This is a genomic window from Pseudonocardia broussonetiae, from assembly GCF_013155125.1.
Taxonomy (GTDB): Bacteria; Actinomycetota; Actinomycetes; order Mycobacteriales; family Pseudonocardiaceae; genus Pseudonocardia; species Pseudonocardia broussonetiae.
The window spans coordinates 2605508-2631718 of record NZ_CP053564.1; the positions used below are offsets into that span (position 1 = coordinate 2605508).

General features: G+C 74.7%; 34 protein-coding genes. 18 read left to right on the top strand and 16 right to left on the bottom strand.

The window, feature by feature from the left end; translation table 11 throughout:
- Window positions 1–66: 66 nt before the first annotated feature.
- Window positions 67–516, bottom strand: a complete 450-nt coding sequence (locus HOP40_RS12940; protein WP_141279060.1) for a gamma-glutamylcyclotransferase family protein — start codon at window positions 514–516, stop codon at window positions 67–69.
- 71 nt (window positions 517–587) lie between these two features.
- On the opposite strand from HOP40_RS12940, the gene HOP40_RS12945 reads away from it, so the two are divergent.
- Together HOP40_RS12945 and HOP40_RS12950 are read left to right on the top strand one after the other, a co-directional pair.
- A complete protein-coding gene (locus tag HOP40_RS12945; protein ID WP_172158113.1) occupies window positions 588–2009 on the top strand; it encodes an NAD(P)H-quinone dehydrogenase in 1422 nt (473 codons plus the stop codon).
- A gap of 75 nt (window positions 2010–2084) precedes the next feature.
- Window positions 2085–2447: a hypothetical protein gene (locus HOP40_RS12950; RefSeq protein WP_172158115.1), complete on the top strand. Its 363-nt coding sequence runs from the start codon at window positions 2085–2087 to the stop codon at window positions 2445–2447.
- Between the two features lie 7 nt (window positions 2448–2454).
- On the opposite strand, the gene HOP40_RS12955 is transcribed toward HOP40_RS12950, so the two are convergent.
- From HOP40_RS12955 to HOP40_RS13000, 10 genes are all read right to left on the bottom strand, one after another.
- Window positions 2455–3684: a VWA domain-containing protein gene (locus HOP40_RS12955; protein ID WP_172168277.1), complete on the bottom strand. Its 1230-nt coding sequence runs from the start codon at window positions 3682–3684 to the stop codon at window positions 2455–2457.
- Window positions 3685–3825: 141 nt separating this feature from the next.
- Window positions 3826–4302, bottom strand: coding sequence for a hypothetical protein (locus HOP40_RS12960; protein ID WP_172158117.1), 477 nt, complete (start codon window positions 4300–4302; stop codon window positions 3826–3828).
- A 223-nt stretch (window positions 4303–4525) separates the two neighbouring features.
- Window positions 4526–5071, bottom strand: coding sequence for a GNAT family N-acetyltransferase (locus HOP40_RS12965; RefSeq protein ID WP_172158120.1), 546 nt, complete (start codon window positions 5069–5071; stop codon window positions 4526–4528).
- A gap of 51 nt (window positions 5072–5122) precedes the next feature.
- Entirely contained in the window at window positions 5123–6895 is a 1773-nt protein-coding gene (locus HOP40_RS12970; RefSeq protein WP_172158122.1) for an acetyl/propionyl/methylcrotonyl-CoA carboxylase subunit alpha, read from the bottom strand.
- 133 nt (window positions 6896–7028) lie between these two features.
- The gene (locus tag HOP40_RS12975; RefSeq protein WP_172158125.1) at window positions 7029–7448 is read right to left on the bottom strand and encodes an SCO6045 C-terminal-like domain-containing protein; all 420 of its coding nucleotides are present in this window, start codon (window positions 7446–7448) and stop codon (window positions 7029–7031) included.
- Window positions 7445–8353, bottom strand: coding sequence for an MbnB/TglH/ChrH family RiPP precursor modification enzyme (locus HOP40_RS12980; RefSeq protein WP_240157648.1), 909 nt, complete (start codon window positions 8351–8353; stop codon window positions 7445–7447). Before HOP40_RS12980 ends, HOP40_RS12975 begins: the two co-directional genes overlap by 4 nt.
- Entirely contained in the window at window positions 8337–9221 is an 885-nt protein-coding gene (locus tag HOP40_RS12985) for a TIGR04222 domain-containing membrane protein (protein ID WP_172158130.1), read from the bottom strand. The genes HOP40_RS12980 and HOP40_RS12985 overlap by 17 nt, the downstream gene beginning before the upstream one ends.
- Before the next feature lie 105 nt (window positions 9222–9326).
- Window positions 9327–9758, bottom strand: a complete 432-nt coding sequence (locus HOP40_RS12990; RefSeq protein WP_205347174.1) for a SufE family protein — start codon at window positions 9756–9758, stop codon at window positions 9327–9329.
- Window positions 9755–10645: a sulfurtransferase gene (locus HOP40_RS12995; RefSeq protein WP_172158133.1), complete on the bottom strand. Its 891-nt coding sequence runs from the start codon at window positions 10643–10645 to the stop codon at window positions 9755–9757. The genes HOP40_RS12990 and HOP40_RS12995 overlap by 4 nt, the downstream gene beginning before the upstream one ends.
- A gap of 52 nt (window positions 10646–10697) precedes the next feature.
- Window positions 10698–11837, bottom strand: coding sequence for an acyl-CoA dehydrogenase family protein (locus HOP40_RS13000; protein ID WP_172158136.1), 1140 nt, complete (start codon window positions 11835–11837; stop codon window positions 10698–10700).
- Window positions 11838–11910: 73 nt separating this feature from the next.
- Here HOP40_RS13000 and HOP40_RS13005 point away from each other — a divergent pair, with 73 nt between their 5' ends.
- Complete coding sequence (locus HOP40_RS13005) at window positions 11911–12606, top strand: winged helix-turn-helix transcriptional regulator (RefSeq protein WP_172158139.1); 696 nt, start codon at window positions 11911–11913, stop codon at window positions 12604–12606.
- On the opposite strand, the gene HOP40_RS13010 is transcribed toward HOP40_RS13005, so the two are convergent.
- Window positions 12572–13198: a Maf family protein gene (locus HOP40_RS13010; RefSeq protein WP_172158142.1), complete on the bottom strand. Its 627-nt coding sequence runs from the start codon at window positions 13196–13198 to the stop codon at window positions 12572–12574. The genes HOP40_RS13005 and HOP40_RS13010 overlap by 35 nt on opposite strands.
- A gap of 413 nt (window positions 13199–13611) precedes the next feature.
- Between HOP40_RS13010 and HOP40_RS13015 the strand changes: the two genes are divergently transcribed.
- The 4 genes from HOP40_RS13015 to HOP40_RS13030 are packed head-to-tail and all read left to right on the top strand — an operon-like array spanning window position 13612 to window position 17057.
- Window positions 13612–15762, top strand: coding sequence for a sensor histidine kinase (locus HOP40_RS13015; protein ID WP_172158144.1), 2151 nt, complete (start codon window positions 13612–13614; stop codon window positions 15760–15762).
- Complete coding sequence (locus HOP40_RS13020; protein WP_172158147.1) at window positions 15759–16151, top strand: roadblock/LC7 domain-containing protein; 393 nt, start codon at window positions 15759–15761, stop codon at window positions 16149–16151. Before HOP40_RS13015 ends, HOP40_RS13020 begins: the two co-directional genes overlap by 4 nt.
- Complete coding sequence (locus HOP40_RS13025; RefSeq protein ID WP_172158150.1) at window positions 16148–16504, top strand: DUF742 domain-containing protein; 357 nt, start codon at window positions 16148–16150, stop codon at window positions 16502–16504. The genes HOP40_RS13020 and HOP40_RS13025 overlap by 4 nt, the downstream gene beginning before the upstream one ends.
- A complete protein-coding gene (locus tag HOP40_RS13030; RefSeq protein ID WP_205347175.1) occupies window positions 16491–17057 on the top strand; it encodes a GTP-binding protein in 567 nt (188 codons plus the stop codon). The genes HOP40_RS13025 and HOP40_RS13030 overlap by 14 nt, the downstream gene beginning before the upstream one ends.
- Window positions 17058–17070: 13 nt before the next feature.
- Here the strand turns inward: HOP40_RS13030 and HOP40_RS13035 are convergent, their stop codons facing one another.
- Both HOP40_RS13035 and HOP40_RS13040 read right to left on the bottom strand, forming a co-directional pair.
- Window positions 17071–17340, bottom strand: a complete 270-nt coding sequence (locus tag HOP40_RS13035) for an acyl-CoA carboxylase subunit epsilon (RefSeq protein WP_172158153.1) — start codon at window positions 17338–17340, stop codon at window positions 17071–17073.
- The gene (locus HOP40_RS13040) at window positions 17337–18974 is read right to left on the bottom strand and encodes an acyl-CoA carboxylase subunit beta (RefSeq protein ID WP_172158155.1); all 1638 of its coding nucleotides are present in this window, start codon (window positions 18972–18974) and stop codon (window positions 17337–17339) included. The genes HOP40_RS13035 and HOP40_RS13040 overlap by 4 nt, the downstream gene beginning before the upstream one ends.
- A gap of 269 nt (window positions 18975–19243) precedes the next feature.
- Between HOP40_RS13040 and HOP40_RS13045 the strand changes: the two genes are divergently transcribed.
- Complete coding sequence (locus HOP40_RS13045; protein ID WP_172158158.1) at window positions 19244–20101, top strand: tyrosine-type recombinase/integrase; 858 nt, start codon at window positions 19244–19246, stop codon at window positions 20099–20101.
- A gap of 2 nt (window positions 20102–20103) precedes the next feature.
- Here HOP40_RS13045 and HOP40_RS36590 read toward each other — a convergent pair whose 3' ends face one another.
- Window positions 20104–20553 carry a MerR family DNA-binding transcriptional regulator gene (locus HOP40_RS36590; RefSeq protein ID WP_338053061.1) on the bottom strand — a complete coding sequence of 150 codons (450 nt, stop codon included), beginning with the start codon at window positions 20551–20553 and terminating at the stop codon, window positions 20104–20106.
- Between HOP40_RS36590 and HOP40_RS13055 the strand changes: the two genes are divergently transcribed.
- The 3 genes from HOP40_RS13055 to HOP40_RS13065 are packed head-to-tail and all read left to right on the top strand — an operon-like array spanning window position 20495 to window position 21361.
- Window positions 20495–20749: a hypothetical protein gene (locus tag HOP40_RS13055; RefSeq protein ID WP_172158162.1), complete on the top strand. Its 255-nt coding sequence runs from the start codon at window positions 20495–20497 to the stop codon at window positions 20747–20749. The two genes, HOP40_RS36590 and HOP40_RS13055, sit on opposite strands and share 59 nt — an antisense overlap.
- Window positions 20746–20931 (top strand): hypothetical protein, encoded by a 186-nt coding sequence (locus HOP40_RS13060; protein ID WP_172158165.1) that lies wholly within the window; start codon window positions 20746–20748, stop codon window positions 20929–20931. The genes HOP40_RS13055 and HOP40_RS13060 overlap by 4 nt, the downstream gene beginning before the upstream one ends.
- A 31-nt stretch (window positions 20932–20962) precedes the next feature.
- On the top strand, window positions 20963–21361 hold the full coding sequence (locus tag HOP40_RS13065) for a DUF732 domain-containing protein (RefSeq protein ID WP_172158167.1): 399 nt from the start codon (window positions 20963–20965) through the stop codon (window positions 21359–21361).
- 1 nt (window position 21362) lies between these two features.
- On the opposite strand, the gene HOP40_RS13070 is transcribed toward HOP40_RS13065, so the two are convergent.
- Entirely contained in the window at window positions 21363–21614 is a 252-nt protein-coding gene (locus HOP40_RS13070) for a hypothetical protein (protein ID WP_172158169.1), read from the bottom strand.
- Window positions 21615–21713: 99 nt separating this feature from the next.
- Between HOP40_RS13070 and HOP40_RS13075 the strand changes: the two genes are divergently transcribed.
- From HOP40_RS13075 to HOP40_RS13100, 7 genes are read left to right on the top strand one after another with little or no spacing between them, the layout of a single operon-like run.
- A complete protein-coding gene (locus tag HOP40_RS13075) occupies window positions 21714–21923 on the top strand; it encodes a hypothetical protein (RefSeq protein ID WP_172158172.1) in 210 nt (69 codons plus the stop codon).
- The gene (locus HOP40_RS36395) at window positions 21920–22054 is read left to right on the top strand and encodes a hypothetical protein (RefSeq protein ID WP_275691352.1); all 135 of its coding nucleotides are present in this window, start codon (window positions 21920–21922) and stop codon (window positions 22052–22054) included. Before HOP40_RS13075 ends, HOP40_RS36395 begins: the two co-directional genes overlap by 4 nt.
- A 3-nt stretch (window positions 22055–22057) precedes the next feature.
- Window positions 22058–23005, top strand: a complete 948-nt coding sequence (locus tag HOP40_RS13080; RefSeq protein ID WP_172158175.1) for a DUF6919 domain-containing protein — start codon at window positions 22058–22060, stop codon at window positions 23003–23005.
- Window positions 23002–23673: a DUF2637 domain-containing protein gene (locus HOP40_RS13085; RefSeq protein ID WP_172158178.1), complete on the top strand. Its 672-nt coding sequence runs from the start codon at window positions 23002–23004 to the stop codon at window positions 23671–23673. Before HOP40_RS13080 ends, HOP40_RS13085 begins: the two co-directional genes overlap by 4 nt.
- A complete protein-coding gene (locus HOP40_RS13090; RefSeq protein WP_172158180.1) occupies window positions 23670–23879 on the top strand; it encodes a hypothetical protein in 210 nt (69 codons plus the stop codon). Before HOP40_RS13085 ends, HOP40_RS13090 begins: the two co-directional genes overlap by 4 nt.
- A complete protein-coding gene (locus tag HOP40_RS13095; RefSeq protein WP_172158182.1) occupies window positions 23876–24046 on the top strand; it encodes a hypothetical protein in 171 nt (56 codons plus the stop codon). Before HOP40_RS13090 ends, HOP40_RS13095 begins: the two co-directional genes overlap by 4 nt.
- Complete coding sequence (locus HOP40_RS13100; RefSeq protein WP_205347176.1) at window positions 24043–26142, top strand: FtsK/SpoIIIE domain-containing protein; 2100 nt, start codon at window positions 24043–24045, stop codon at window positions 26140–26142. Before HOP40_RS13095 ends, HOP40_RS13100 begins: the two co-directional genes overlap by 4 nt.
- The last annotated feature ends 69 nt before the right edge of the window (window positions 26143–26211 follow it).

The following is a 26211-nucleotide window of genomic DNA, read 5'->3' on the forward strand; positions in this document are numbered from 1 at the left end:
GGCGAGCCGCCTGCCGACGGGACGGCGGAGGTCAGCAGGCGCCGGAAGAGGTCGCCGACGAGCAGGTCAGAAGGACTTGCTGCTGGGCCGGCTGCGCAGCGCGGCGACGTAGTCGTCCGGGGCGCCGGCCTGCTCGGCCGCGTCGGCGAGCACGCCGAGGTAGCGGGCGCTGGGCTCGCCGCCCTCGTAGTCGTTGAGCACGTAGATCCACGCGAGGACGTCGCCCTCCAGCGTGTGCACGCGCAGCCGCAGCTTCTTGTGCATCCCGAGCTCGCCGCCCTCCCAGCGGTCGAGCTGCGAGGCGTCGGGCTCGGGCACGTCGTAGAGCACGACGAACACCTGCTCGCCCGGCGCCTCGACGACGGTGGACAGCGCGCCCTCCCAGGCGTAGTCCGACCCGCCGAACGTCAGGCGCCAGCCCTGCAGCCACCCCGTTCCCGCCATCGGCGAGTGGGGAGCCCGCTGCTTCATCTGGGCGGGGTCCATGTTCGACCCGTAAGCGGCGTAGAGCGGCACCGGCACAGCGTAGTGCTCCCCCCCGCGCGTACCGTGATCGGGAGACCCGCAGATTCCCCCGAAAGGCCCGAATGACCCGCATCGTGATCATGGGCGGCGGCCCGGCCGGCTACGAGGCGGCCCTGGTGGCGGCCCAGCACGGCAGCGACGTCACCATCGTCGAGCAGGAGGGCATGGGCGGCGCGTGCGTCCTGCACGACTGCGTCCCGTCCAAGACCTTCATCTCCTCCGCGGGCATCCGCGTCGACCTGCACCGCGCGCCGGAGCTCGGCCTGACGGCCGGTCCCGACTCCGTCGGCGTCGACCTGCCCGTCGTCAACGCCCGCGTCAAGGGCCTCGCGCTGGCCCAGTCGGCCGACGTGCGGGCGCGCGTCGAGCGGGAGGGCGTGCGGATCGTCCGCGGCTCGGCCTGCTTCACCGACGAGCCGGCCGCCCGCGCGCCGCACGTCGTCGAGGCCCGGGGCGCCGACGGCTCCCGCGAGATCCTCCCCGCCGACGTCGTGCTGATCGCCACGGGCGCCACCCCCCGCGTCCTCGACGACGCCCGCCCCGACGGCGAGCGCATCCTCACCTGGCGCGACCTCTACGACCTCCCCGAGCTGCCCGAGCACCTCGTCGTGATCGGCTCCGGCGTCACGGGAGCGGAGTTCGTGTCGGCCTACGTCGAGATCGGCGTGCGCGTGACCCTGGTGTCCAGCCGCGACCGCGTGCTCCCCGGCGAGGACGCCGACGCCTCCGCGGTGCTGCAGGACGTGTTCGCCGAGCGCGGCGTCGAGATCCTCGGCCAGGCGCGCGCCGACTCCGTGCGCCGCGACGACTCCCTGTTCGACGGCCGCGGCGGCGTCGTCGTCACGCTGGCCGACGGGCGCACCATCATCGGCTCGCACGCGCTGATGACGGTCGGCTCGGTGCCCAACACCGCCGACCTCGCGCTGGAGAAGGTCGGCGTCGAGACCGACCGCGGCGGGTTCATCCCCGTCGACCGCGTCTCGCGCACGAGCGTGCCCGGGGTCTACGCGGCGGGCGACTGCACCGGCCTGCTCATGCTCGCCTCCGTCGCCGCGATGCAGGGGCGGATCGCGATGTGGCACGCGCTCGGCGAGGGTGTGGCGCCGATCAAGCTCAAGACGGTGGCGTCGGCGGTCTTCACCCGTCCCGAGATCGCGACCGTCGGGATCAGCCAGCGGGCGATCGACGCCGGCGAGGTCCCGGCCCGGACGATCATGCTCCCGCTCTCGACGAACCCCCGCGCGAAGATGCAGGGGCTGCGGCGCGGCTTCGTGAAGCTGTTCTGCCGCCCGGCCACCGGCGTCGTCGTCGGCGGGGTCGTGGTGGCGCCGGTGGCGAGCGAGCTGATCCTGCCGATCGCGCTGGCCGTGCAGAACGGGCTCACCGTCGACGACCTGGCGTACACGTTCTCGGTCTACCCGTCGCTGTCCGGCTCGATCACCGAGGCCGGGCGGCAGCTGATGCGCCACGGCGACCTGGACTAGGCCGACCCGGACCAGGGGGCGACTCGGGGGTTTCCCGGATACCGGAGGGAGCCCCCGCGGCCGACCCTGGACGGCATGAGCATCCAGCCCGTCACGTCGTCGGTCCCCGTCGCCCCGGTCCTGGTCGCCGCCGTCGGCGCCCAGGTCCTGGACGACGCCCTGTTCCTCCTGGTCCCGCCCAGCGCCCTCCTGCTCGGCCCGCTCGCGGGGCTGATCGCGATCGGGCTGACGGCCGCGGGCGCCCGCATCGCCACCCGCGGCCGCAGCGGGCCGGTCGTCGCCCGGACCGGGCTCGTGGTCGGCCTCGCCTCGGCCGGCATCGGGCTGCTGCTGGGCGGGCTGGGCCTGGTGACCCTGCTGCTCGCCGGGATCACGGTGCTGGCCGGCGTGGCCGGGGCGGTCGCCGGGCGCGGGCTGACGGCCGGGCGCCTGCCCTGATCACGGGTCAGCGACGCAGCACACCGGCCGCCCGGGCGTCGGTGATCCAGGACGGGAACTCGGCGAGCAGCCGGTCGTAGAGGTCGGCGTCGGGCAGGTCGTCGATGTCGTCGACGGCGAAGAAGCCGACGTTGTCGACGCGCCTGCCGGTCATCGTGTCCAGCTTCTCCAGCACGCCGTACCGGTTGCGGCGGCCGAGCCCGACGAACTGCCAGAACACCGGCTCCGGGACGGCGTCGCGGAGTTCGCGCTCGATCTCGCGGTTGCGGGTGACGCCGCCGTCGGAGAAGAACAGGACGAGCGTCGGGACCGCGACGGGCGCCGCCCGCACGAAGGCCCGGATCTGCGCGATCACCTTCGGCTCGTCGTTGGACCCGCCGACCGCGGCCATGTCGACCTGGCCCGGCTCGAGGTCCCGCGGCGGCCGCTTGCGGATCCGGAACTCCCCGACCCGCGCGTGCAGCCGGATCCACTCGGGCAGGTCGTCCACGACGAGGTCGGGCAGGCGGGCCGGGTTCGTGGCGAACGTCCAGGCCTGCATCGTGCCGTCGTCGTCGAGGGCGGCGGCGACGGCGGCCATGCGCTCCACGACCCGGCCCACGACGCCGTCGCGGTAGAGCCGGCTCATGGAGCCCGACGCGTCGAGCGCCAGCACCACCCGGGCCGCGACCCCGCGGGCACCCCGCTTCTCCAGCGACACCGCGACCTGGCGCTTGCGCAGGTCAAGCCGCTTCCGCACGTCGATCGGCAGGCCGGCGCCGGCCTCCGGGGCGGGCGTCGCCACCGGCTCGTCGTCGACCGTGATCCCGTAGTCGGTGGCCAGCCCGGCCAGCCCGGAGGCGTAGCCCTGACCCACCGCCCGGAACTTCCACGCTCCGCCCCGCCGGTAGAGCTCACCGCCGACGAACGCGGTCTCCGTCGACGCCGTCATGGCGAACTCGGCGACGACGCCGCCCCCGTCGGCGTCGGTGAGCCGCAGCAGCAGGCCCGGGACGTCGCCGAACGTGCCGCCGTCGGCCGACGCGGCGAGCACGATGCGGTCGACGGCGTCCTCGACCCGTCCGAGGTCGACGCTCAGCGTGTCGCCGGCCGTCGCCTTCCCGGTGTGGCGCACGGCCCCCGTCGCGTGCTCGGGCTGGTTGTAGAACACGAGGTCGGCGTCGGACCGGACGCGGCCGCCGGCGTCGAGCAGCAGGGCCGACGCGTCGACGTCGGGAGTCCGGGGCGTGGCGACCAGGTCAGGGCGACGTCGAGGCGCCGGGCGTCGACGGCGGTGTTGGCGCCCTTCGTCAGTGCGGTCATGCCGGGGATCCTGCCGGGAGCCCCGGCGGGAACGACGAACGGCCGGCGCGTCCGCGGACGCGCCGGCCGTCGCCGGTCAGCTGGTGGCCGCCAGCGGCGCCGCGTGCGGCGCCCGGCAGCCGGTCAGTGAGCAGAGGGCCGAGCACTCGAGGCGGCTGTGCACGGCCGCGTCGAGCAGGGTGCCCGCGAACGGCCAGCGGCCGGTGTAGCGCTGCAGGTACCAGTAGACGAAGAGGTGGTCGGTGCGGGCGGGGTCGGCGACGTAGACGGCGCCGGGGAACTGGTCGATCCACCGGGCGTAGTCGGTCATCGCGAGGGCGGGGGGACGGGAGGCCCGGCGGGAGTGCAGCCAGTCGTCGGCCCTGGACCGCCAGTGGGACAGGGCTCCCGGGTGGAGCGTGGCTCCGGGCAGTTCGCGCACGTTCGCGGAGAACGTGCTGATCAGGACCCCGCCGCCGGTGTGCGCGGCCGAGGTCAGGGTGAGCAGGGAGTGCGGGCCCGGGATGGGCCCGTCGGTGTGGACGTGCGTGGTCACGAGCGGGTCGGGGGGCATGACGGATCCTGGTCGCCTGGAAGGTCGGGGACGTCCCACGGCGTGGCCTGAGCCGACGTGGTGGGGGATCCGCGGCGCGGTCGTCCGCGTGGCGGAGGAACCGGGCCCCGTGGGTGGACACACGGGTTCATCACTGCTGTCCGCTATGCACTTGTGCAGCACGGTGCGGGGTCGCTGTGGCTGACCTGGCCCGACGGACGCTAGACGGGCGCGCGCGACGGCGTCAACGGTCCGTCGCCAGGAGGCCGGTGACGATCACGTCGTGCCGCTCGCCGTCGACGACCCAGGCGTCGCGCATCCGGCCCTCGGTGCGGAACCCGCACTTCTCCGCGACCCGCCCGGAGGCGGTGTTGCCCGCCGCCCACATGTAGGTGACGCGGTGCAGCCCGAGCCCGGCGAAGCCGAAGCGCAGGACGGCGCCGAGCGCGGTGGTCGTCATGCCGCGGCGCCGGGCCGCGGGCAGCGCCCAGCAGGCGGCCTCGGCCTGGGCCATCGGCAGGTCGACGCGGTCGAGCGAGACCTCGCCCAGCATCTCGCCGGTGGTCGGCTCGCAGACCGCCCACGTGTAGCGCTCGTCGCGGGCCCAGTCGCGCAGGCGGCGCCGGACGTAGGCGTCGGCCTCGGCCGGGTCGGGCGGCGGGCGGTGGCGCCAGCGCGTGATCTCGGGGTCGGAGCACGAGGCGAGGACGGCGTGGCGGTCGTCCATGCGGTCGTCGGCGCGGGGCACCCGCAGGTACCAGGCGCCGGCGTTGATCTCGACGGGGTCCATGACGAGGTCGTGAGCGGCAACCGTGGCCAGGGCCACGGTTGCCGCGCACGGTCAGTCCTTGATCTCGCAGAGCACGGTGCCCTGGGTGACCGACGCGCCCTGCTCGGCGTTCAGCCCCGTCACCGTGCCGTCCTTGTGCGCCGTGACCGGGTTCTCCATCTTCATCGCCTCCAGGACGACGACGAGGTCGCCCGCGGAGACGGTGTCGCCGTCGGACACCGCGACCTTGATGATCGTGCCCTGCATCGGCGCGGTGACCGAGTCGCCCGACGCCGCGCTGCCGCCCTTGCCGCCGCCGCGCTTGCGCGGGGCCTTGGCCGCCGCGGCGCCGCCGCCCCCGCCGCCGAACGCGATGTCGCCGGGCAGGGAGACCTCGAGGCGGCGCCCGCCGACCTCGACCACGACCGACTGCCGCGGCGCGGTCTCCTCGTCGGCACCCTCGCCGCCCTCGAACGGCGGGACCGTGTTCTCCCACTCGGTCTCGATCCACCGCGTGTGGACGGTGAACTCGTCCTCGGAGGCGCCGGTGAAGGCCGGGTCCTCGACGACGAGCCGGTGGAACTCCAGCACCGTGGCCATGCCCTCGACGCGGAACTCGGCCAGCGCGCGGCGCGAGCGCTCCAGCGCCTGCGCGCGGTCGGAGCCGGTGACGATGAGCTTGGCCAGCAGCGAGTCGAACTGCCCGCCGATGACGGACCCCGACTCCACGCCCGCGTCGACGCGCACGCCCGGCCCGGCCGGGAACGAGATCGACGAGACGGTGCCGGGCGCGGGGAGGAAGTTGCGGCCCGCGTCCTCACCGTTGATCCGGAACTCGATCGAGTGCCCGCGCGGCTCCGGGTCCTCCAGCAGGTTGAGCTCGAGGCCCTCGGCGATGCGGAACTGCTCGCGGACGAGGTCGAGCCCGGAGGTCTCCTCCGAGACCGGGTGCTCCACCTGCAGGCGCGTGTTGACCTCCAGGAACGAGATCAGCCCGTCCTGGCCGACGAGGAACTCGACGGTGCCGGCGCCGTGGTACTCGGCCTCCTTGCAGATGGCCTTGGACGCCTCGTGGATCGTGGCGCGCTGCTCGTCGGACAGGAACGGCGCGGGCGCCTCCTCGACGAGCTTCTGGAAGCGGCGCTGCAGCGAGCAGTCGCGGGTGCCGACGACGATGACGTTGCCGTGCGTGTCGGCCAGCACCTGCGCCTCGACGTGGCGGGGCTTGTCGAGGTAGCGCTCGACGAAGCACTCGCCGCGCCCGAACGCCGCGGTGGCCTCGCGGACCGCCGAGTCGTACAGCTCGGCGATCTCCTTCTCCTCGCGCGCGACCTTCATGCCGCGGCCGCCGCCGCCGAACGCGGCCTTGATCGCGACGGGGAGCCCGTGCTCCTTCGCGAACGCGATCACCTCGTCGGCGCCCGACACGGGGTCGTTGGTGCCGGGGACGAGCGGCGCGCCCGCGCGGGTGGCGATGTGGCGGGCGGTGACCTTGTCGCCGAGGTCGCGGATGGCCTGCGGCGTCGGCCCGATCCAGGTGATGCCGGCGTCCATGACCGCCTGGGCGAAGTCGGCGTTCTCGGAGAGGAAGCCGTAGCCGGGGTGGATGCCGTCGGCGCCGGCCTGCTTCGCGGCGTCGACCACCTTGGTGATGTCGAGGTAGGACTCCGCGGCGGTCGACCCGCCGAGCGCGAACGCCTCGTCGGCCAGCCGGACGAACGGGGCGTCCCGGTCGGGGTCGGCGTAGACCGCGACGCTGCCGATCCCGGCATCGGCGCAGGCCCGGATCACGCGGACGGCGATCTCCCCGCGGTTCGCGACGAGGACCTTGGTCAAGCGCGGCACGTTGCGGCCTCCCTGAGATGACCGGGGAACCCCTGCCCCGGCGCGTGGTTACCGGGGAGTTTAGGCATGACCGGCCCGATCGCCGGACGGAGGACCGTGTGGCGTCGATGACGTTGCGCCCGACCGCGGGAGGTCAGCGCCTGCGCATCCGGCGCAGCCGCGTGCGCAGCCGGGGGCGCGGCGGGTGGCGGCCGTCGTAGCGGAACGCGGCCTCGCGGGCGGCCAGCTCGGCCGCGGCGCCGCCCGTGAGCCCGGTGACCGCGCGCGCCACGTCCCAGCCGTCGCGCAGGGCCCCGACCGGCTCGTGGCCGTCGCGGTGCTCGGCGAACACCGCGCTCCAGCGCGCGCCGAAGGACGCCGCGAGCAGCGGCCAGAGCTCGGCGGCCGCGCCGGCCCGCTTGCGCAGCAGGGCGCAGCGGGTGGCGTCGAGGCGGGTGGCGTCGAAGCCGGGCGGGGGCGGGCCGCCGGCCACCAGGGCCTCGACGAGGGCGGCCTGGCGGGCGGCGAGGCGGTCGCGGGCCGAGGGCGCGTCCGGGCCCCAGACGACGCTCACCGCGACTCACGCGCGACGAGAGCGCGACTCGCGGGGGGTTCCCGAGTCGCGGGGGGTTCCAGGCGGGCCGCGCCCCGGATCGCCGCCAGCTCGGCGTGCAGCTCCGCGGCGGGCGGGTAGCGGCCGTCGCGCTCCAGCATCACCGGCGGCGGGGCGGGGAGGCGGTCGACCAGCGCCCCGAGCAGCCGCAGCACGGCGTCGGGGACGGGCGCGGTGTGGGTGTCGTGGTAGAGCCCGTCGTCGTGCGTGGCGCCGCCCGCGACGTGGACGTAGGCGATGCGGTCGAGCGGGAACGCGTCGAGCACCGCCTCCGGGTCCTGCCCGCGGTTCACCGCGTTGGCGTGCACGTTGGCGACGTCGAGCAGCAGCAGGGCGCCGGTGCGGTCGAGCAGCTCGGTGAGGAACTCGCCCTCGGTCATCGCGTCGTCGGGCCAGTCGAGCAGCGCGGCGATCGGCTCCAGCGCCAGCGGGACGTCCAGCTCGGCCTGCGTGCGCGCCACGTTGGCGGCGAGGACGTCGAGCGCGTCGCGGGAGCGGGGGAGCGGCAGCAGGTGCCCGGCCTCGCGGCCCCCCGCCCGGACGAACGCGACGTGCTCGCTCACCAGCGGCGCCCCGACGCCGGCCGCGCAGGCGGCGAGGTGCGTGACGCGGGCGGGGTCGAGCGGGTCGGTGCCGCCCAGCGACAGCCGCACCCCGTGCGGCACGACGCACACCCCCCGCTCCCGCAGAGCCGCCACCCCTCGAGGCGGATCTGCGGGAGCGAGGGACTCGGCGACGACCTCGGTGAAGCCGAGGCCGTCGACGTCGGCCACCACGCCGGCGATCGCGGCCCGCCAGCCGATCCCCACGCCGGCGAGCCGGGCGGGTCCGGGACCGGCGGCCCGGGCGTCAGCCGCCGCAGCCACCGCCGCACCCTCCGCCGCCCCCGCCGCCCCCGCCATCGCCGCTGCCCCCGCCGTCGCCGCCCCCGGAGAAGGAGGCGCCGCCGTCACCGCCCGGGGCCGTGGCCTTCTGCACGGCGAGCTCCTCGGCGAAGGCCGGGTCGGACGCCCACACGGCGCTCGCCCCGAAGATCCCGACGCCGAGCGCGGCCGCGGCGGGGCCGTAGGCCACCCAGTCGGGCCGGGAGTCCGGCCGCAGGGCGTCGTGCTCGGACCGCAGGCGCGCCAGGAGCTCGTCACCCGCGCGGGAGCGCCGCGGGGCCCGGGCCAGCAGCACGGCCGTGACGACGCAGACCAGCAGCAGCACCGCGACGAGGTACCCGACGGGCCTGCTGTCGGCGATGCCGGCGAGCAGGCGCAGCAGCCCCAGCAGCGCGACGGCGCCGACCCACCAGCCCGTCGCACGGATCTCGCGGCGGCGCGGCTCCGAGAGCAGCAGGCCCTGGGCGACGAGGCGGGCGTGGATGTCGTCCAGCGCGGTCCGCACGGGGCGGTGCAGGGGCAGCCGGGCGCGGGGCACCGGGCTGCCGCAGGTGAAGTGGACGGCCCGCTCGAGCGGGTGGGCTCCGGGCTCGAGGCGGCCGACCGCGTGCACCAGCCCCTTGGCCGGGGCGATCGTGCCGCGCAGGTGCATGGCCGTCAGCGCGGAGGTGACGGCCAGCTCGGGGCCGCCGTTGAGGTGGGCCACCTCGTGCCCGCCCAGGTCGTGGGCGGTACGAGGTGACCCCTCGGCGAGCGCACGGCGCCGCCGCGCGGCCGCGACCCACACCACCGCGGCCAGGAGCACGTAGCCGGTGAGGAAGGTGGGGCCGCTGATTCCCCAGGTGTCCATCGCGCACCTCCTGAAGACGTCCTCATGAGACGCCTCACAGTGTTGCGACCGGCACCGTCCGGGGGAACGTTCTTCACCAGGACTTGAGGTGGCCCGGGTGCGGGCCTACACGGCGGCGCGGACCTGCTTCTTGATCCGCGAGAGCATCGCGGCCATGCCGCGCAGCCGCAGCGGGCTCACGGCCTGGGCGAGCCCGAGCGCGGTGTAGAAGTCGTCGGGCACGGCGAGCACGGCCGACGCCGGCTCCCCGTCCATCCCCGTGTGCATGATCGAGGCGAACCCGCGCGTGGTCGGGGCCTCGGGCGGCGCGGAGAAGAACAGGTGCACGCGCCGGTCGGCGTCGTCGTCGACCTCGACGGCGAGGAACAGCGGCGACTGGCACTCGTGCACCTGCTCCATCGAGTCGGCCGCGTCGGCGTAGCGCTCGGGCAGCTCCGGGAGCTCGCGGGAGAGCTCCAGGAGCAGCTGCAGGCGGTCCTTCGGGCCGACGCCGGAGAAGTCCTCGACGAGCTCCTCCAGCTGCGGAGGCAGGCTCACGCCGAGCCCCGCTCGCTGCCCTGCACGATCGGCACGCGGACCGCGTTGCCCCACTCGGTCCAGCTGCCGTCGTAGTTGCGGACCTTGTCGAAGCCGAGCAGGTGCGTGAGCACGAACCAGGTGTGGCTGGAGCGCTCGCCGATGCGGCAGTAGGCGACGACGTCGTCGTCGGCCTTGAGGCCCTGCTCCTCCAGGTAGATCGCCTCGAGCTCCGCCCGGGAGCGGAACGTGGCGTCCTCGGCGGCCGCGCGGGCCCACGGCACGCTGGCCGCGCCGGGGATGTGGCCGCCGCGGACGGCGCCCTCCTGCGGGTAGTCGGGCATGTGCAGCAGCTCGCCGGAGTACTCGCCCGGGCTGCGGACGTCGACCAGCGGCTTGCCCAGGTGCGCGAGCACGTCGTCCTTGAACGCGCGGATCGCGGCGTCGTCGCGCTCCACGACCGGGTACGCGACGGCCTCGGGCTTGGGCTGCTCGGTGGTCATCTCGCGGCCCTCGGCGGCCCACTTGGCGCGCCCGCCGTCGAGGATCCGCACGTCGGGGTGGCCGAACAGGCTGAACACCCACAGCGCGTAGGTGGCCCACCAGTTGTTGCGGTCGCCGTAGAACACGACGGTGGTGTCGCGGGTGATGCCGCGCTCGCCGCAGATCTCGGCGAAGCGGGCGCCGTCGACGTAGTCGCGGGTGACCGGGTCGTTGAGCTCGGTGTGCCAGTCGACCTTCACGGCCCCCGGGATGTGGCCGGTGTCGTAGAGGAGGACGTCCTCGTCGGACTCGACGACGACGAGGCCGTCGGCGCCCAGGTTGTCGGCCAGCCACGTCGTCGTGACCAGGCGGTCGGGGTGCGCGTACTCGGCCAGCTTCGGGTCGGTGTCGTTCTGCAGAGCCATGGGACCAGGCTAGTCCGGCGGCGACGGTTCCGTCGCCGCCGGTGCGGGGCCCTCACACCGCCAGCGCGCGCCGTCCGGCGAGCTCCAGGGTGGCCTCGGGCGTGAGCGGGTGGAAGGCGCCACCGCGCACGTCGCGGTAGGCGCGCTCCAGCGGCGAGGTGCGGAAGAAGGCGCTGCCGCCCGCGATCTCCAGGGTGAGGTCGACGACGGCCCGCGCCTCGGTCACGGCGTGCCGCTTGGTCGTCATCAGGGTGAGCAGGACGTCCTCGTCGGCGGCCGGGTCCTCGCCCACCTCGTCGACGGCGGCCAGCAGCGCCCAGCGCGCCACCCGCAGCCGGGAGTGGGCCTCCCCGACGAGCCGGACGGTCGACGCCGACGGGACCCCGCGGGCGGCGACCAGCCGCGTGGCCTCCTCCACCGCGCCGCGCGCGACCCCGAGGTAGGCGGCCGCGGCCACCGGCGCGAAGTGGATCGCGGCCACCAGCAGCGGCCCGGCGAGCACGCCGTAGGGCCGCCTGCCCAGCACCTTCTCCGCGGGCACGAACACGCCGTCGAACACGAGGTCGTGGCTCGCCGTGCCGCGCATGCCGAGCGTGTCCCAGGTCTCGACGATCGAGACGCCCGGAGCCGACAGCGGCACCCCGGCGTGCAGGACGACCGCGTCCGGGCCGGGCGGGCCCAGCACCGCCGACGTGGAGACGACGCCGGCCACCGGGGCCTGGGTGCAGAACACCTTGCGCCCGTCGAGCCGGTAGCCGCCCTCGACGGCGGTGGCCGTCGTCGTCGGGCACACCCAGTCCGAGCCGCCGCTGGTGGCCATCACGAGGTCCTCGGTCGCGACGCGGCGCAGCACCGCCTCCGCGTCGGGCGCCCCGTGGCGGCGCCGCCAGCACTGGACGAGCGTCAGGTACTGGTGCATGGCGGACGCGAGCGCGGCCGAGCCGGAGTGCGTGCCCAGCTCCTCGGTGGCGAGGACGACCTGGCGCGACCCGGCACCGAGCCCGCCGAGGTCGGTCGGCACCGCCAGGCGCAGGTAGCCGCGCTCGGCCATGGCGGCGTAGGCCTCGGCGACGAAGGTGGCGTCGCGGTCGTGGTCGGCGTCGAACGGGGCGGCGGCACGGCCGATGCCGGCGGCCAGCGACCGCGCCTCGTCGTCGGTGATGCGGGTGCGGGACTGCTCCAGAGTGGTCATGGGACCGAGCGTCCGGTGTAACCGGGGCCGCGGATAGTTCCGGATCTGCACCGGCCGGAGGACGATCCACGCCGTGTCCCGCTACGGCCAGTACTGCCCGATCACCCGGTCGCTGGAGCTGCTCGGCGACCGCTGGACCCTGCTCGTCGTCCGGGACCTGCTGGTCGGTGCCACCCGCTTCAACGAGCTGGCGCGCGGGCTGCCCGGCTGCTCGCGCGGGCTGCTGTCCAAGCGGCTGGGCCAGCTCGAGCGCGGCGGGCTGGTCGTGCACGACGAGGAGGGCTACCGGCCCACGCAGGCGTGCGAGGAGCTGCGGCCGCTGATCTTCGGGCTGGCCGAGTGGGGCGCGCGGTGGGCGTTCGGCGAGCCGCGGGCCGACGAGCTCGACCCGACGGTGCTGATGTGGTGGATCCGCGGCGGCATCGACCCGGCCCCGTTCGGCGACCGGCGCACCGTGCTGCACGTCCGGGTGCCCGACGCCCGCCGGTCGCGGTTCTGGTTCGTGGTGCAGCCGCACGACGTGTCGCTGTGCTTCACCGACCCCGGGCACGAGGTCGACGTGACCGTGGAGTCGACGCTCTCGGTGCTCTACCAGGTGTGGGAGGGGGTGCTGGAGCTCCCGGCCGCCGTCCGCGACGGGCTCGTGGTGCTGCACGGGCGCCGCGAGCTGGTGGTGCGCCTGCCCGAGGCGCTGCGGTTCTCCCCGGTGGCGCCGTTCGTCCGGCGCGCGCGGGTCACGGCGCCGGAGGCGCTGCCCACAGGTCGGTGACCCCGACGCCGACGCCCGCCAGGAGCCGCCGCACCAGGGGCAGGCTGATCCCGATGACGTTGGACGGGTCGCCGTCGACGCCCTCCACGAACCAGCCGCCGAGCCCGTCGAGGGTGAACGCGCCCGCCACCGCGAGCGGCTCGCCCGTCCCCAGGTAGGCGTCGAGCTCCTCCTCGGTCGGCTCGCCGAACCGGACGACGGTGACGGCGTGGCCCTCGGCGACGCGGTCGATCTCCCCGTCGGCGACGCGGAGCACGGCGTGCCCGGTGACGAGCTCGCCCGTGCCGCCGGCCATCGCGCGCCAGCGGGTGCGGGCCTCGTCGACGGTGCCGGGCTTGCCGACCAGGTCGCCGCCGATGTGCAGCATCGAGTCGCAGCCCAGGACCACGGCCTCGGTCTCCTCGATCCGGCGCGCCACCGTGGTGGCCTTGGCGCCGGCGAGCGTCGTGACCTTCTCGGCCGGGGTGGCGTCCGGGATCGACGCGAGGAGCGCGTCCTCGTCGACGTCGGACACCTGCACGAGCGGGTCCAGCCCCGCCGCGCGCAGGACCGAGAGGCGGGCGGGGGAGGCCGAGGCCAGTACGACGCGCACGACGCCGGACCCTACGGCCGGGTCCGGCCCGGGCGTCGGGGGGCCGTGACCTGGCCCGCGCCGCACACGTCGTACCGCCCTGCGGTGCTCGCCGGGACGGGGCCGTGGAGCGCTGGGCCGTACGGAGCAGTCGAGATTGCTCCGCGGCGGGAGGCGGGTCGACGGCGGTCCCGGCGCCCAACGCGCCTTCCTGGGCGCCCAGCGCGCCCCGGCGGTGCCGTCGGCGAGACGTGGCGCCGGTCACACGTGCGTTCGGGTGCAACGAGTGCACCCGTCTGCCGCCGGAACGCGCCGAACGGTTGCTCCGAAATGTCCTGAACGTCCGTGGTGTGGCCCAACGCGACCGGTCGGGCACGTACGGTGCGCGACCGATGCAGTGGCGTCCGTCCGTGGCCGCCGGAGGGGACAGTGCGATGAGCGTGGACACACCCGTCGACCCCGCAGCGGGAGGGGTCGACGACGGCCCGGCTGCCGGGACGGCCGGCCGCCTGTGGCACTACCTGCCCCGCGGCAACACCCTCGACGACCGCGCCTGGCGGCGCCGTCACCGCCTGCTGCGCTGGACGCTGGCCCTGCACCTCCCCGCGCTCGCGCTGCTGGGTCTCGCGCTGGGCGACCCGCCCCTGCTCATCGGCGCGGCGCTGGTCGGTCCGGTGCTGGGCCTGGTGATGGGCCTCGTGGTGAGGCAGCGGCGGCTCGCGTCGTTCTTCGTCACCGGCGGGCTCGTGTTCTGCTCCGCCGCCCTGGTCGTGCTCACCTCGGGCAGCATCGAGGCCCACTTCCACTTCTTCATCATCATCGGCTTCATCGCGCTCTACCAGGACTGGGTGCCGTTCCTGTGGAACGTGGCCTTCACCGTCCTGAGCCACGGGATCGGCACGATCTGGCTCGGCGACCTGATCTTCGCCCACCCCGCGGGCCAGGCGGACCCGTGGCTGTGGTCGGGGATCCACGGCCTCGGCGTGCTCGCCGCCTGCGTCGGCATGGTGATCTTCTGGCGGATCACCGAGGACGAGCAGGCGGAGAAGGAGGCGCTGGGCAGGCAGCTGGTCACGGCCGACGCCGAGATCGGCAGGCGGCGCTTCGCCTCGGACATGCTCGTCAACCTGGCGCGGCGCAACCAGAGCATGCTCTACCGGCAGCTCGACATCATCAACCAGCTCGAGGAGAAGGAGCAGGACCCCGACGCGCTCGCGGACCTGTTCACCCTCGACCACCTGGCCACCCGCGTCCGCCGCAACGCCGAGAGCCTGCTGGTGCTGGCCGGCGAGCAGCAGCCGCGCACGTGGTCGGCCCCGGTGCCGCTGCGCGACGTCGCGCGGGCCGCCATCGCCGAGACCGAGGACCTCGACCGGGTCACGACGGTGATCGACGAGCGCGTGGGCGCCGTCTCCGGGCGGGTCGTCGCCGACCTCACGCACCTGCTCGCCGAGCTGACCGAGAACGCCGTGCGCTTCTCCCCGCCCGACACCACGGTCACCGTCCGCGCCCGCCCCGACCCCCGCAGCGAGGGGGCGTGCCTGGTGACGGTCGAGGACTGGGGCGTGGGGATGCCGCCGGAGGACCTGGCCGCCGCCAACGAGCTGCTCGCCCGACCGCAGGACGTGGACCTCGCCGTGGCCCAGCGGCTGGGCTTCCACGTGGTCGCGCGGCTGGCCGCCCGGCACGGCGTCGGGGTCTCCCTCGGGGCCACCCCCGGCTCGGGCGTCACCGCGGTCGTGGTGCTGCCCGCCGCCCTGTTCCCGGGCGGCCCCGGCGCGCCGCTGCCCCGCCGCGCGCCGGGGGACCTCACCCCCTCCCGGCACGCCCTCGGCGAGCCGGACGCCCCGTCGCCGGTGCGGCCGGTGCCGGCGGAGCGCGTCGCCGTCCCGTCCCCCGCTCCTGCCCCCCGCCCCCGCCCCCCGTTCCGGTCCCCGCCCCGTCACCGGCCCCCTGCCCCTGCCCCTGCCCCGGAGCGGGTGGCGGTCGCGGCGTCCGGGACGGCCACCGCGTGGCCGGCGCCGTTCGCCCCGACGGCCACCGGGCCCGAGGACGGCGAGTGGCGCGGCTGGTGGAGCCCGGAGGCGGACGGGTCGGCCGAGCCGTTCGGCGCCGGTCCCTTCGCCGCCGCCGTACCGCCCACCTCCTCCGCGGGCGCCCCGCCGGTCTCCTTCGCGGCCGCGCCACCGTCCCCGTTCGCGCCCACGCCGTCCGGTGCCGTCGGCGGCACCCCGTCCGACGCGTTCGCCTCGGCACCGTCCGACGGTTTCGCGACGGCACCACCGGCTCCGTTCGCGGCCACGCCGCAGGCCCCGGTGGCCGGCGGGTGGCCCGCACCCGCCCCGTCGGTGCCGGACCCGCGCCCGCGGCCCGGTGCCGCCGGCCCGCCGGTTCCGGCGCAGCCGGCGCGGGGCGGGCTGCGCCGCCGCGTGCCGCAGGCGCACCTGGCGCCGGAGCTGCGCGTGCCCGTGAGCGCGGAGCCGGCCGCACCCGTGCACGACGGCGCCGCCGCGAGCGCGCTGTCGCGCTACCAGGCCAGCCGCAGTGCGGCGCAGTACACCGTCGACAACGGGGGCGTGACGTGAGCGGTCGGCTGGACTGGTTGCTGGAGGAGTTCGTCGGCGGCACGCCGGGGGTGGTGCACGGCGTCGTCGTCTCCGGCGACGGGCTGCGGCTCGCGACGTCGTCGCAGGTCGCGACGTCGCTGGGCGACCAGCTCGCCGCGGCGGCGTCGGGACTGGTCAGCCTGGCCCGCGGCACCGCGCAGCTGCTGGCGGCCGGGCCGGTCACGCAGACGATCCTGGAGATGGCGGGCGGCTACCTGTTCGTCACCGCGATCAGCCACGGGGCCACGCTCGCGGTGTTCGCCCAGCGGCAGTGCGACATCGGGCTGGTCGGCTACGAGATGACTCTGCTCGCCGCCCGGGTCGGCCACGCGCTGACCCCGGCCGCGCGCACGGCCACAGCGACGTGAGCGAGCACCGGTCCGGCGGGCGGGTGGTGCCGGTGTACGCGCTCACCCGCGGCCGCACCCGCTCGCTCCCGGGCCGGGACCTGCCCGTGGAGGCGCTGGTCACGGCCACCGCCGACGCCTCGCCGCACGGGCTGGAACCGGAGTACCGCTCGACGGTGGAGCTGGCCGCGCGGCCGGTGTCGGTCGCCGAGGTCGGGGCCGCGCTCGGGGTGCCGGTCGGGGTGGCGCGGGTGGTGGTCAGCGATCTCGTCGACGCCGGCCACCTCGCGGTGCACCTGCCGCCGTCGGGTGAGGACGGGCCGTCGCCCGCCGTGCTGGAACGACTGCTGGAGGGACTCCGTGCGGGTCGATGAGGAGCTGATCCCGCTCAAGGTGCTGGTCGCCGGCGGGTTCGGAGTGGGCAAGACGACGCTGGTGCGGACGCTCTCGGAGATCCCGCCGCTGCTCACCGAGCAGGCCATGACCTCGGCCTCGGTCGGCGTCGACGACGCGGACCTCGTGCCCGACAAGAGCACGACGACCGTGGCGATGGACTTCGGCCGCCTCACGGTCGACTCGTCGCTGATCCTGTACCTGTTCGGCACGCCCGGTCAGTCGCGGTTCTGGTTCATGTGGGACGAGCTGGCCCGGGGCAGCGTCGGTGCGGTGGTGCTCGTCGACCTGCGCCGGATCGACGACTGCTTCCCGGCGATCGACTACTTCGAGAACCGCCGGCTGCCGTTCGTCGTGGGCGTCAACCGGTTCCCCGGCGCCGACGAGCACCGGCCCGACGACGTCCGCGACGCGCTCGCCCTCGGTCCGGACGTGCCGCTGGTGTGGCTGGACGCGCGCGACCACGACTCGGGCCGGTCCGCGCTCGTCGCGCTGGTCCAGCACGCGCTCGCCCGGACCGCCGTCGCGAGCTGACCGGACCGCCCCGTCAGCGGGGCAGGTACGTGCCCGCCCACGCGCCGGGGCCCGGGGTGAGCGGCGCGCGCAGGCGCGCCACCGGGTCCGACCAGCGGTCGCGGCGCCGGACCGGGGCGTCGCCGCCGCCGGCGGAGGCCGCCGCGAGCACGACCGTGAGCGCCGCGAGCTCGGCGTCGGTGGGCGTGCCGCGCACCACCCGGAAGAGCGCGCGGCGCTCCTCCGGGGTGGGCTCGGCGGCGGTCTCCCCGTCGTCCGTGCTCGCGGCCTCGTCCTCGCTCACAGGGGGATGTTCCCGTGCTTGCGCGCCGGGACCGCCTCGCGCTTGGTCTCCAGCGCCCGCAGCGCCCGGCCGACGTAGCCCCGGGTGTGCGAGGGCGGGATGACGCCGTCGATGTAGCCGCGGTCGGCCGCGATGTAGGGGTTGGCGAGGGTGTCCTCGTACTCCTGCTGCAGCTCCGCGCGGCGGTTGGCCAGCTCGTCGCCCTCGAGGTCCTTGAGCTCCTTGCGGTAGAGGATGCTCACCGCGCCGGCCGCGCCCGTGACCGCGATCTGCGCCGTCGGCCAGGCCACGTTGATGTCGGCGCCCAGGTGCTTGGACCCCATGACGTCGTACGCGCCGCCGTAGGCCTTGCGCGTGATCACCGTGACCTTCGGGACGGTGGCCTCGGCGTAGGCGTAGATCAGCTTCGCGCCGCGGCGGATGATGCCGTCCCACTCCTGCTCGGTGCCGGGCAGGAAGCCGGGGACGTCGACGAACGTGACGACCGGGATGTTGAACGCGTCGCAGGTGCGCACGAACCGTGCGGCCTTCTCCGACGCGTCGATGTCGAGGCAGCCCGCGAACTGCGTCGGCTGGTTGGCCACGATCCCGACCGACCTGCCCTCGATCCGCCCGTAGCCGCAGACGATGTTCGGCGCGAACAGCTCGTGGACCTCCAGGAACTCGCCCTCGTCGACGACCCGCTCGATCACGCCGTGGATGTCGTAGGGGGTGTTCGCCGAGTCCGGGACGATCGTGTCGAGCTCGAGGTCGGAGTCGGTGAGGCCGTCGGCGATCGAGCCCGCCACCGGCTCGGGCGCCGGGTAGGCGGGCGGCTCGGAGAGGTTGTTGCTGGGCAGGTAGCCCAGCAGCTCCTTGACGTAGTCGATCGCGTCGGCCTCGTCGCTGCCGAGGTAGTGCGCCACGCCGGACTTGGTGTTGTGGGCGCGGCCGCCGCCGAGGTCCTCCATCTCGACGTCCTCACCGGTGACGGTCTTGATCACGTCGGGGCCGGTGATGAACATGTTGCTGGTGCCGTCGACCATCACGATGAAGTCGGTGAGCGCGGGGGAGTACACCGCGCCACCGGCCGACGGGCCCATGACCAGCGAGATCTGCGGGATGACGCCGGAGCTGCGGACGTTGCGGACGAAGATCTCGCCGTAGAGCCCGAGCGCGACGACGCCCTCCTGGATGCGCGCCCCGCCGCCGTCGTTGATGCCGATCATCGGGCACCCGATCTTGAGCGCCAGGTCCATCACCTTGACGATCTTCTCGCCGTACACCTCGCCGAGCGCCCCGCCGAACACGGTGGCGTCCTGGCTGAAGACGGCGACCTGGCGGCCGTCGACGGTGCCGGTGCCGGTGACGACGCCGTCGCCGAAGGGGCGCTTGGCGTCCATCCCGAAGTTGGTCGACCGGTGGCGCGTGAGCGCGTCGAGCTCGACGAACGAGCCCGGGTCGAGCAGCTGGTCGATGCGCTCGCGCGCGGTCTGGCGGCCCTTGGCGTGCTGGCGCTCTGCGCCCGACCCGGCGTCGACGGCGTCGGCGGCACGTCGGTACAGGTCGGCGAGCTTGCCGGCGGTGGTGTGGACGTCCGGCTCGTCGGCGGCAGCGCCGGACGCGTCCCCGATCGGCTCCGTTGCGGCGGTCATGGCCGGGGAGCCTAACGGCTGGTATCGCTCCCCGGAGCGTCACCTCGTAGCCCTGCCGACGCTGACCAGTGCCACGCAGAATCATGTCGACCCCGACTCGATCGCACTCGATGTCTCACTCGGGCCTCGCGCGGCGGCCGTCCCCCCAACGCTGCACGGCCGTAACAGCCAGCTCACCCGAGTCGCCTGAAATGCGCAATCCACGGAACGCCGTCCTCACGCATATTCGGACGGTGAAGAAGCGAACACTCTCCGAACCTGACTTGCGCATGATCCGACTCCACGTCGACTGGCTCAGACGGACCGGCGCCACCGACCGCACCGTCTACCACCGCCGAGAGAACCTGCGCCGCTACGCCGAACGCATCGACGTCGAACTGCTCGACGCCACCCACGACGACATCGACCGCTGGCAGGCCGGGCTCCGCGTCAGCCTGTCCAGCGTCCGCACCTACACCAACCACATCGCCAGCTTCTACCGCTGGGCCGTCGACGCCGGCCACCTCGACACCGACCCCGCCGTCCGCATCCCCCGCCCGAAGATCCCGGCGCGCGCCGCACGACCCGTGCCCGAGAAGGACTACGCGCTGCTCCTCGACGCAGCCCCCGAACCCGTCCGCACCTGGCTCCTGCTCGCCGGGTTCATGGGCCTGCGCGCCCACGAGATCGCGCAGATGCGCCGCGAGGACATCACCGAACGTGGCGGCCGCATGTACCTGTCCGGGGTCGGGAAGGGGCAGAAGTCGTTCCTGCTCGCCGTCCCGCGCGAGGTCGAGCCCTTCCTCGCCGCGCACCTGCGCACCCGGCCGGGCCCCGTCTGGGCGACCATCCGCGGCGGCAGGGTCAGCGCCAAGTACGTCACGAACACCGTCACCGCCCTGATGCGTGCCGTCGAGCTGCCGTACACGCTGCACTGCCTGCGCCACCGGTTCGGCACGGCGCTCTGGGGACAGACCCGCGACCTCCTCGTCGTGCAGCAGGCCATGCGGCACGCCAACCCGAACACCACCCGGCTCTACGTCGCCACCGCCGACGGCGAGGCCACGGCGGCGATGGACCGGCTGTCGAGCACGCTGCGCCCGAAGCGCGGGTCACGGCCACCGAGACCGAGACGCGAGGCAGCGTGATGTCAGCCTTCGTCGCGCCGGAACCGGCTCGGGTTCCGCAGCTCCTCGCGCAGCCGCTCGACGTCCCAGCGCATGTGCCCGCCCGGGGTGCGGTGGTCGGGCTCGATCAGGCCCTTCTCCACCCACATCTGCATCGCGCGCCTGGACACGCCGAGAGCGCGAGCAGCCTGACCGGTCGTGACGTACGGCATGGGGCGCACGGTGGGGGCAGAACGTGCGCGATTGACCGCGTTCGTGCGCGATTTACACAGACGTGCGTACTTCTCGACGGCCGGGCGGGGAAGCCCTGACGTCGCGAGCTGGACACCGACGGCCGACCGGCCTGACGTGAAGCGGCCCGGGCAGGAGCTGGCACTCCTCGCCCGGGCCTGGCCGCCCCGGGAGGCGACCTTCATGGACCGTACCGACCCGCCGCTGCGCTGGAACACCTTCACCGAGGTGCTCTCGTTCATGCCCGACGTCTACGCCCGGATGCTCGCCGAGCACCGGCCCGCCGCGAACGGCCGGTGCCGCAGCTGCACCCAGCCCGGCACCGGCGTCCCGCACGCGCCGTGGCCGTGCTCGGCGCACAACCTCGCCGCAGCTGCCCAGCGGATCGACACGGCACGGGAGCGCGCCGCGCGGCAGCGACGGGAGCGGGCCGGATGAGGTGCGCGCGCGAGGACTGCCGGCGGGCGGCGCTCGTCGTTGTCGACGTCGGCGAGGGCCTGCTCGTGGTGCTGTGCGCCGACGACGGTGTCCGGGCTCTCGTCGAGGACCGCGACCTGCCGGTGCGGGCGCTGGGCCGGCGCCGCTCGCGCGATGCGACGGTCCGGCCGCGCGGTGCGTAACGGGCTCGGCCGGGGGGACGATGACCGGGGCATGCGCCTCGCCGTCGCCGTCGCCCTGCTCGTGCTCGCCGGGTGCAGCGCCGCGCCGGCGCCGGACCCAGGCCCCGGGCCGCGCGTCCTGATGGAGTCGCAGGTCCGCGTGTTCACCGACAGGGTCATCGCGCAGGTCCTCGCCAGCGACCCGGACCCGACGACCAAGCTGCTCGCCAGCCGACCCGACCTCGCCGGCGGTGGGGTCTACAGCGGCACGACGACGTACCGGGACTACGTCGAGGAGGAGGGGCGCGCGGTGTGCAGCCACATGATCGCCGGCGTCAAGCCGAACCAGGCGTACGCGCAGGCGTTCCCGAACGCGCCCCGGATCACGCCGCAGTCCGACGAGCAGCAGATGGTGCAGCTCGCCGCGGAGCTGCTCTGCCCGACCACCTGATCTACGTGTAGTCCCGCGCCCGCCGACCGAGCGTCGACTGCGGCACGTCGGTCATCTTCGCCAGCTCCGACCACGACACCCCGCGTCGCTTCATCTCGGCTACGAGCCGGCCGCTCCACTGCGGCGAGCGGGCGAACAGCATCTCGGCCTCGCGGATGCCGGCCGCGATCTCCTCGTTCTCGACCTTCGAGAGGTCGCTCGCCAGCAGGTCGGTGAGGTTCTTCAACGCGGCGGTCTCCTCGCGGCTCGTCACGGACAGCAGGTTAACGGCGTGCCCTCCCACATTTGGGGGGACTGGGCTACCCTCTCACATGTGGGAGGGCAGCGGGTCCTCCCGAGGAGGCGCTACCCGATGCTCACCACCCTGCTCATCGTCGCCGTGATCGCGGCGATGGCCACCGCCGCCTGGGCCCTGCGCTACGCGCAGCAGCTCGGCAGCGCGGTCCTCGATCACGACCTCCAGCTCGGCGCCGTCCGCGAGCGCGTCCACGTGACCGACCTCGACGTCGATCGCTACCACGACCGGATCCACCCGGCGTGCGCCGAGACGAGCGACCGGTGACCGCGGGCACTCGCCCGCGCATCCCGATGACCGCCGCGCAGGTCGCTGGCATCGACGCCCGGATCCGCTACTACCGGCTCCCGTGGTGGCGTCGCCTGCGCACCCGCCGCCCGCCGCGCTGGGAGTGGTGAGCCGTGCCGTCGCTGCGCGAGCTCGTCCACGGCGCCCGCGGCTGCCTCGCCGAGCGGCGGCTGTGGAACCGAGCGCCGACCGTCGGCCACGTCGCCGAGCTGATGGCGTGGTTTTGCCTTGGCGAGCTGCAGTCTTGGCCGGGGCACGACGGGCCGACCGATCCCGAGACGCGGGAGGCGAACCTCGGGCCGGTCCTCGCCCACGCCTGCCGCTCCGGCTTCATCACCACCGGCTCGCAGCCGGGAATCGACCGCGACCCTGAGGACGGGTTCGAGCAGCGCGCCGCCGTCGACGGTCTCGCCACCGCCGAGGTGCTCGCCAAGCTGCGCGCGCTGACCGCGGGGACGCGGCTGCAGATCGTGGCGCACCGGCCGTCGAAGTGGCGGCGCGACTACGGCGCGGCCGTCGACGTGACCCGGGTCGGCGAGCACTACGTGACGTCGTTCGGTGCGCGGCTCCCGCCTCGCGACATCGTGTTCTCGTTCGCCGGGGTGCGCGACCTCGTCGTCGACGAGCTGGCCGCGATGTGGCAGGTGACGATCGTCGACCCCGAGTGGGGCGCGCACAGCCTGCTGTGGGACCGCCTCGCCCAGCCCGACTGGGACCACCCGGCACCGCCGGCCCCTGCCCCACCCGCGGCGAAGCCGCACACACCCACCGCTCGACCTACCACCGGAGGAACCGCCATGTCCGCCAGCATCATGGAGATCAAGCAGGCGTTGGCGCAGGCCAACACCAGCATCGGGGACGCGCAGGGTCCGATCCAGCGGGCCATCGACGACGCCACCTCCGCCCGCGCGGCGATTCAGGCGAGCATGGAGGGCAGCAGTCAGGCCGACGCCGAGCAGCAGGTCGCCGTGCTGACGGCGATGATCGCGTCGCTGGAGGACGCGCTCGGGCGCAGCCACATGGCGCTCGACGGGAACTACTCGATCGCCGGCCGCCTGTGACTCGACCCCCGAAGGTCGTGTGGGCGGGGCTCGCCGTCGTGCTCGCCGCGGCGGCGGTCCTGTCCTTCGACGCCCTCCGCGCGCTGGCCGTCGCCGTCGCGATCCCCGGCCACCTCGCGTGGCTCCTCCCGATCGCCGTCGACGCCGGCGCCGCCGTGTCCTGCGCGACGTGGCTGGGCGGGCGCACCACCCGGGACGCGGCGCGGTTCGCCGGGCGGATGACGTGGGCGCTGCTCGTCGTCACCGTCGCTGGGAACGCCGGGCAGCTCGGGATGCACGCCCACAACGTCGACCCGCCGTGGTGGGTGGCGGTCGCCGTCGGGTCCATCCCGCCGGCCGTGGTCGGGGCGACGGTGCACCTCGTCGTCCTGCTCGTGCGCCATCCGGCGCTGGAGGTGCTCGCCACCACGCCTCCAGCGGCGCCGCCAGCCCCTCCCGCCGAGGTGGAGGCCGAGCCGGAGGGAACTCCAACCGTGCTGTCAGATCCTCCAGACGTTGGAGATGACGTGGTGGTCGATCTCCAACCGCTGGAGGACGAGCCGGAGACGGTGGAGCAGCGAGCCGCCCGCCTGATCGCCGACGGCGCCGGCCGCCAGCGCCTCATCAAGGAGCTGGAGATCAGCGAGTGGAAGGCGCGCCAGCTCCTGGCGGCGGGAGGTGCCCGGTGACGCACGTCCTCCTGGCGGCCGCCATGTCCTGGTTCGGGTGGGCGTGGCTCGACCGCATCCCGGTCGCGCTCGCTCTCTCCCAGCTGCCCGCCGCCGTCACCGTGCTCGCCTGGGCGGCCGAGCACGCGCACCACGTGCAGCTGCCCGCGTGGCCCCAGCCGCGGCCGGCCCGCGACGAGGTGCCGACCGGGGAGCAGTCCGCGTGAACGTCGAGGCGCTCGTGCTCGCCATCGTGCTGGCCGCGCTGCTCCTCGCCGCGTTCACCAAGCCCGGCAAGAAGGCCGTCGCCGGGTTCATCACCACCGACCGGAAGACCGGCCGCGTCAGCATCACCGTCTGGCCGGGCACGAAGAAGGGCAAGAAGCGCCGATGACCGACCAGCCTGGCGTCGACCTCGAGAAGCGGCAGAGCGCCGACGTGCGGCCCGCCGTGCTCGACGGCGAGCTCATCGACGAGCAGGCCATCCCGCGGCCGCGCCCGCACCTGATCGGGCGGGCCATCCGGGCCCGGGCCGAGGTCGTCACCGTGCTCGGCGCCAGCACCACCGCCGCCACCACAGGGCGGGCCGGGCGCCGCGTGCTCGCCGTCGGGTGGACCACCGGGCAGGGCGTGCGGTCGACCGCCCGGCGGGCATGGCGCGGGATGACGCACGGCGTGGAGCGCGAGCAGGTGCGCCTCGCCGAGCTCGCCGGCGATCGGGAGGCCGTCGGGAAGGCAGCCGCAGACCTGCGGGACGCGAAGACGGAGCGGATGAAGCGGCTGCTCGAGCTGCCCCGGGCGGTGCTCGGGCTCGCCGTGCTCGCCGCCGCCGTGCTCGGGCTGCTGCTGGTGCTGCTGTTCGCTGGGGCCGTCGTCGCGCAGGTGACGCCGGGCGGCACCGACTGGGCAGGCTGGTGGGCCGGCGTCGGGTCCGTGCTCGCCGTGGTGTCGACGGTGCTGCACGTGCTCGTCGTCGTACTCGGGCCCGTGCTCGCCGTGCCCGTGCTCGTCTACGCGGCGTGGCGGGAGGGGCAGCGCGCCGCCGAGCCACCGATGTGGCTGCTCGCGCCCGAGGACCGGCCCCGCGACGAGCTGATCACCCCGTCCAAGGTGATCGTCGCCCTGCGCGACCTCGGCATCGCGCCGCTGCGCGCCGCGCTCAAGGAGGCCGGCGACGCCGGAGCTGCGCTGCTGTCCCCCATCGCGGTCGCCGGCTGCGGCGTCGAGGTCGACGTGCTCCTGCCGTCCGGGGTGTCGACCGACCAGATCCAGGCCCGACGTCGGCGCCTGGCCGAGAACCTCGACCGGCACGAGCACGAGCTGCACATCACCGTGTCCGCGGCGCGCACCGTGCGGCTGTGGATCGCCGACTCCGGTGCGCTCGACGAGCCGATCGGGCCGTCGCCGCTGGTCACCGACAAGGCGCAGCGCTCGCACTACCGGTCCGGGCGCGCGCCGTGGGGCCTGTCCCTGCGCGGCGACCCGGTCGCGATCAGCCTCTACCAGCGGCACCTGCTCATCACGGGCCTGTCGAACCAGGGCAAGACGGCGGCGTTGCGGGCGCTCGCGCTGTGGCTGGCGTTCGACGTGCGCGTGCAGTTCTGGATCGCCGACCTGAAGGGCTTCGGCGACTGGTCGATGTTCAGCCCGCTGGCCGAGGTGCTCATCGAGGGCCCGACCGACGACCACGTCATCGCCGCGACCGAGATGCTGGAGCGCGCCGTCTACGAGATGGACCGCCGGCTGCAGCAGGGCGGCCAGCACGACCCGCTGATCGTGATCGTCGACGAGGCGCAGGTGGCGTACCTGTGCCCGGAGATCGACGACGAGAAGCGCCCGTACGGCGGCGCGAAGAACACCAGCCGGTTCTTCATGGCTGCGCGGAAGATCCAGAACCAGGGCCGCGCGGTGGACGTGCTGCTGCACCAGGGCACGCAGGATCCGACGAACCAGAACCTGCCGAAGCTGATCCGCGAGGGCGCTCACATCCGGGCGTCCCTCGTGGTGGGCACCGAGGAGCAGGCGCGCATGGCCGTCGGGGACAAGGCCGTCGACGGCGGGGCCGCGCCGCACCTGCTGCGCCAGGGCCTCGACAAGGGCGCGCTCGTCGTGGCCGGCGACGGGGTCGACCTGCCGGCCGGGCAGGTGTCCACCACCATCCGCACGCACTTCATCGACACCGAGCCAGCCGCGCAGGTCGCGCGCCGGGCAGTGGAGCGTCGCCGGAAGCGGGCGCGCGGGCCGGCGGTGACGTCGGGCGAGCCGGACCACATGGCTGCGATCGAGGCGGCGCTGCGGGGCGAGACGCGGGTGCGCACGACGGTGGTTCTGGCTCGGCTGATGGAGGCCGACGCGGCCGCGTACGAGGGCTGGGACCTGCCGCGCCTGACCGAGGTGCTGACACTGGCGGGCGCGCCGCCGTTGAAGTCGAGCGGCGTCATGTACGTGGTCTCGGAGCGGGTTCTGACGGCCCGCGGGGAGGCGTCGTGACGCGCCTCCCTGATCATGTTTCCGCAGGTCAAGTCAGGGAGACCGGCAGGGAGGCGGGGTAGGGAGAAC

Coding starts and splice junctions, on each gene's coding strand:
- HOP40_RS12950 (WP_172158115.1), top strand. CDS start 2,085: ATGAGCATCCAGCCCGTCACGTCGTCGGTCCCCGTCGCCCCGGTCCTG.
- HOP40_RS13015 (WP_172158144.1), top strand. CDS start 13,612: ATGAGCGTGGACACACCCGTCGACCCCGCAGCGGGAGGGGTCGACGAC.
- HOP40_RS13075 (WP_172158172.1), top strand. CDS start 21,714: ATGCTCACCACCCTGCTCATCGTCGCCGTGATCGCGGCGATGGCCACC.
- HOP40_RS13000 (WP_172158136.1), bottom strand. CDS start 11,837: ATGACCACTCTGGAGCAGTCCCGCACCCGCATCACCGACGACGAGGCG.
- HOP40_RS12985 (WP_172158130.1), bottom strand. CDS start 9,221: ATGGACACCTGGGGAATCAGCGGCCCCACCTTCCTCACCGGCTACGTG.
- HOP40_RS13100 (WP_205347176.1), top strand. CDS start 24,043: ATGACCGACCAGCCTGGCGTCGACCTCGAGAAGCGGCAGAGCGCCGAC.
- HOP40_RS12995 (WP_172158133.1), bottom strand. CDS start 10,645: ATGGCTCTGCAGAACGACACCGACCCGAAGCTGGCCGAGTACGCGCAC.
- HOP40_RS12965 (WP_172158120.1), bottom strand. CDS start 5,071: ATGGACCCCGTCGAGATCAACGCCGGCGCCTGGTACCTGCGGGTGCCC.
- HOP40_RS12960 (WP_172158117.1), bottom strand. CDS start 4,302: ATGCCCCCCGACCCGCTCGTGACCACGCACGTCCACACCGACGGGCCC.
- HOP40_RS13045 (WP_172158158.1), top strand. CDS start 19,244: ATGATCCGACTCCACGTCGACTGGCTCAGACGGACCGGCGCCACCGAC.
- HOP40_RS13040 (WP_172158155.1), bottom strand. CDS start 18,974: ATGACCGCCGCAACGGAGCCGATCGGGGACGCGTCCGGCGCTGCCGCC.
- HOP40_RS13060 (WP_172158165.1), top strand. CDS start 20,746: ATGAGGTGCGCGCGCGAGGACTGCCGGCGGGCGGCGCTCGTCGTTGTC.
- HOP40_RS13055 (WP_172158162.1), top strand. CDS start 20,495: ATGGACCGTACCGACCCGCCGCTGCGCTGGAACACCTTCACCGAGGTG.
- HOP40_RS36590 (WP_338053061.1), bottom strand. CDS start 20,553: ATGAACGAGAGCACCTCGGTGAAGGTGTTCCAGCGCAGCGGCGGGTCG.
- HOP40_RS13065 (WP_172158167.1), top strand. CDS start 20,963: ATGCGCCTCGCCGTCGCCGTCGCCCTGCTCGTGCTCGCCGGGTGCAGC.
- HOP40_RS12945 (WP_172158113.1), top strand. CDS start 588: ATGACCCGCATCGTGATCATGGGCGGCGGCCCGGCCGGCTACGAGGCG.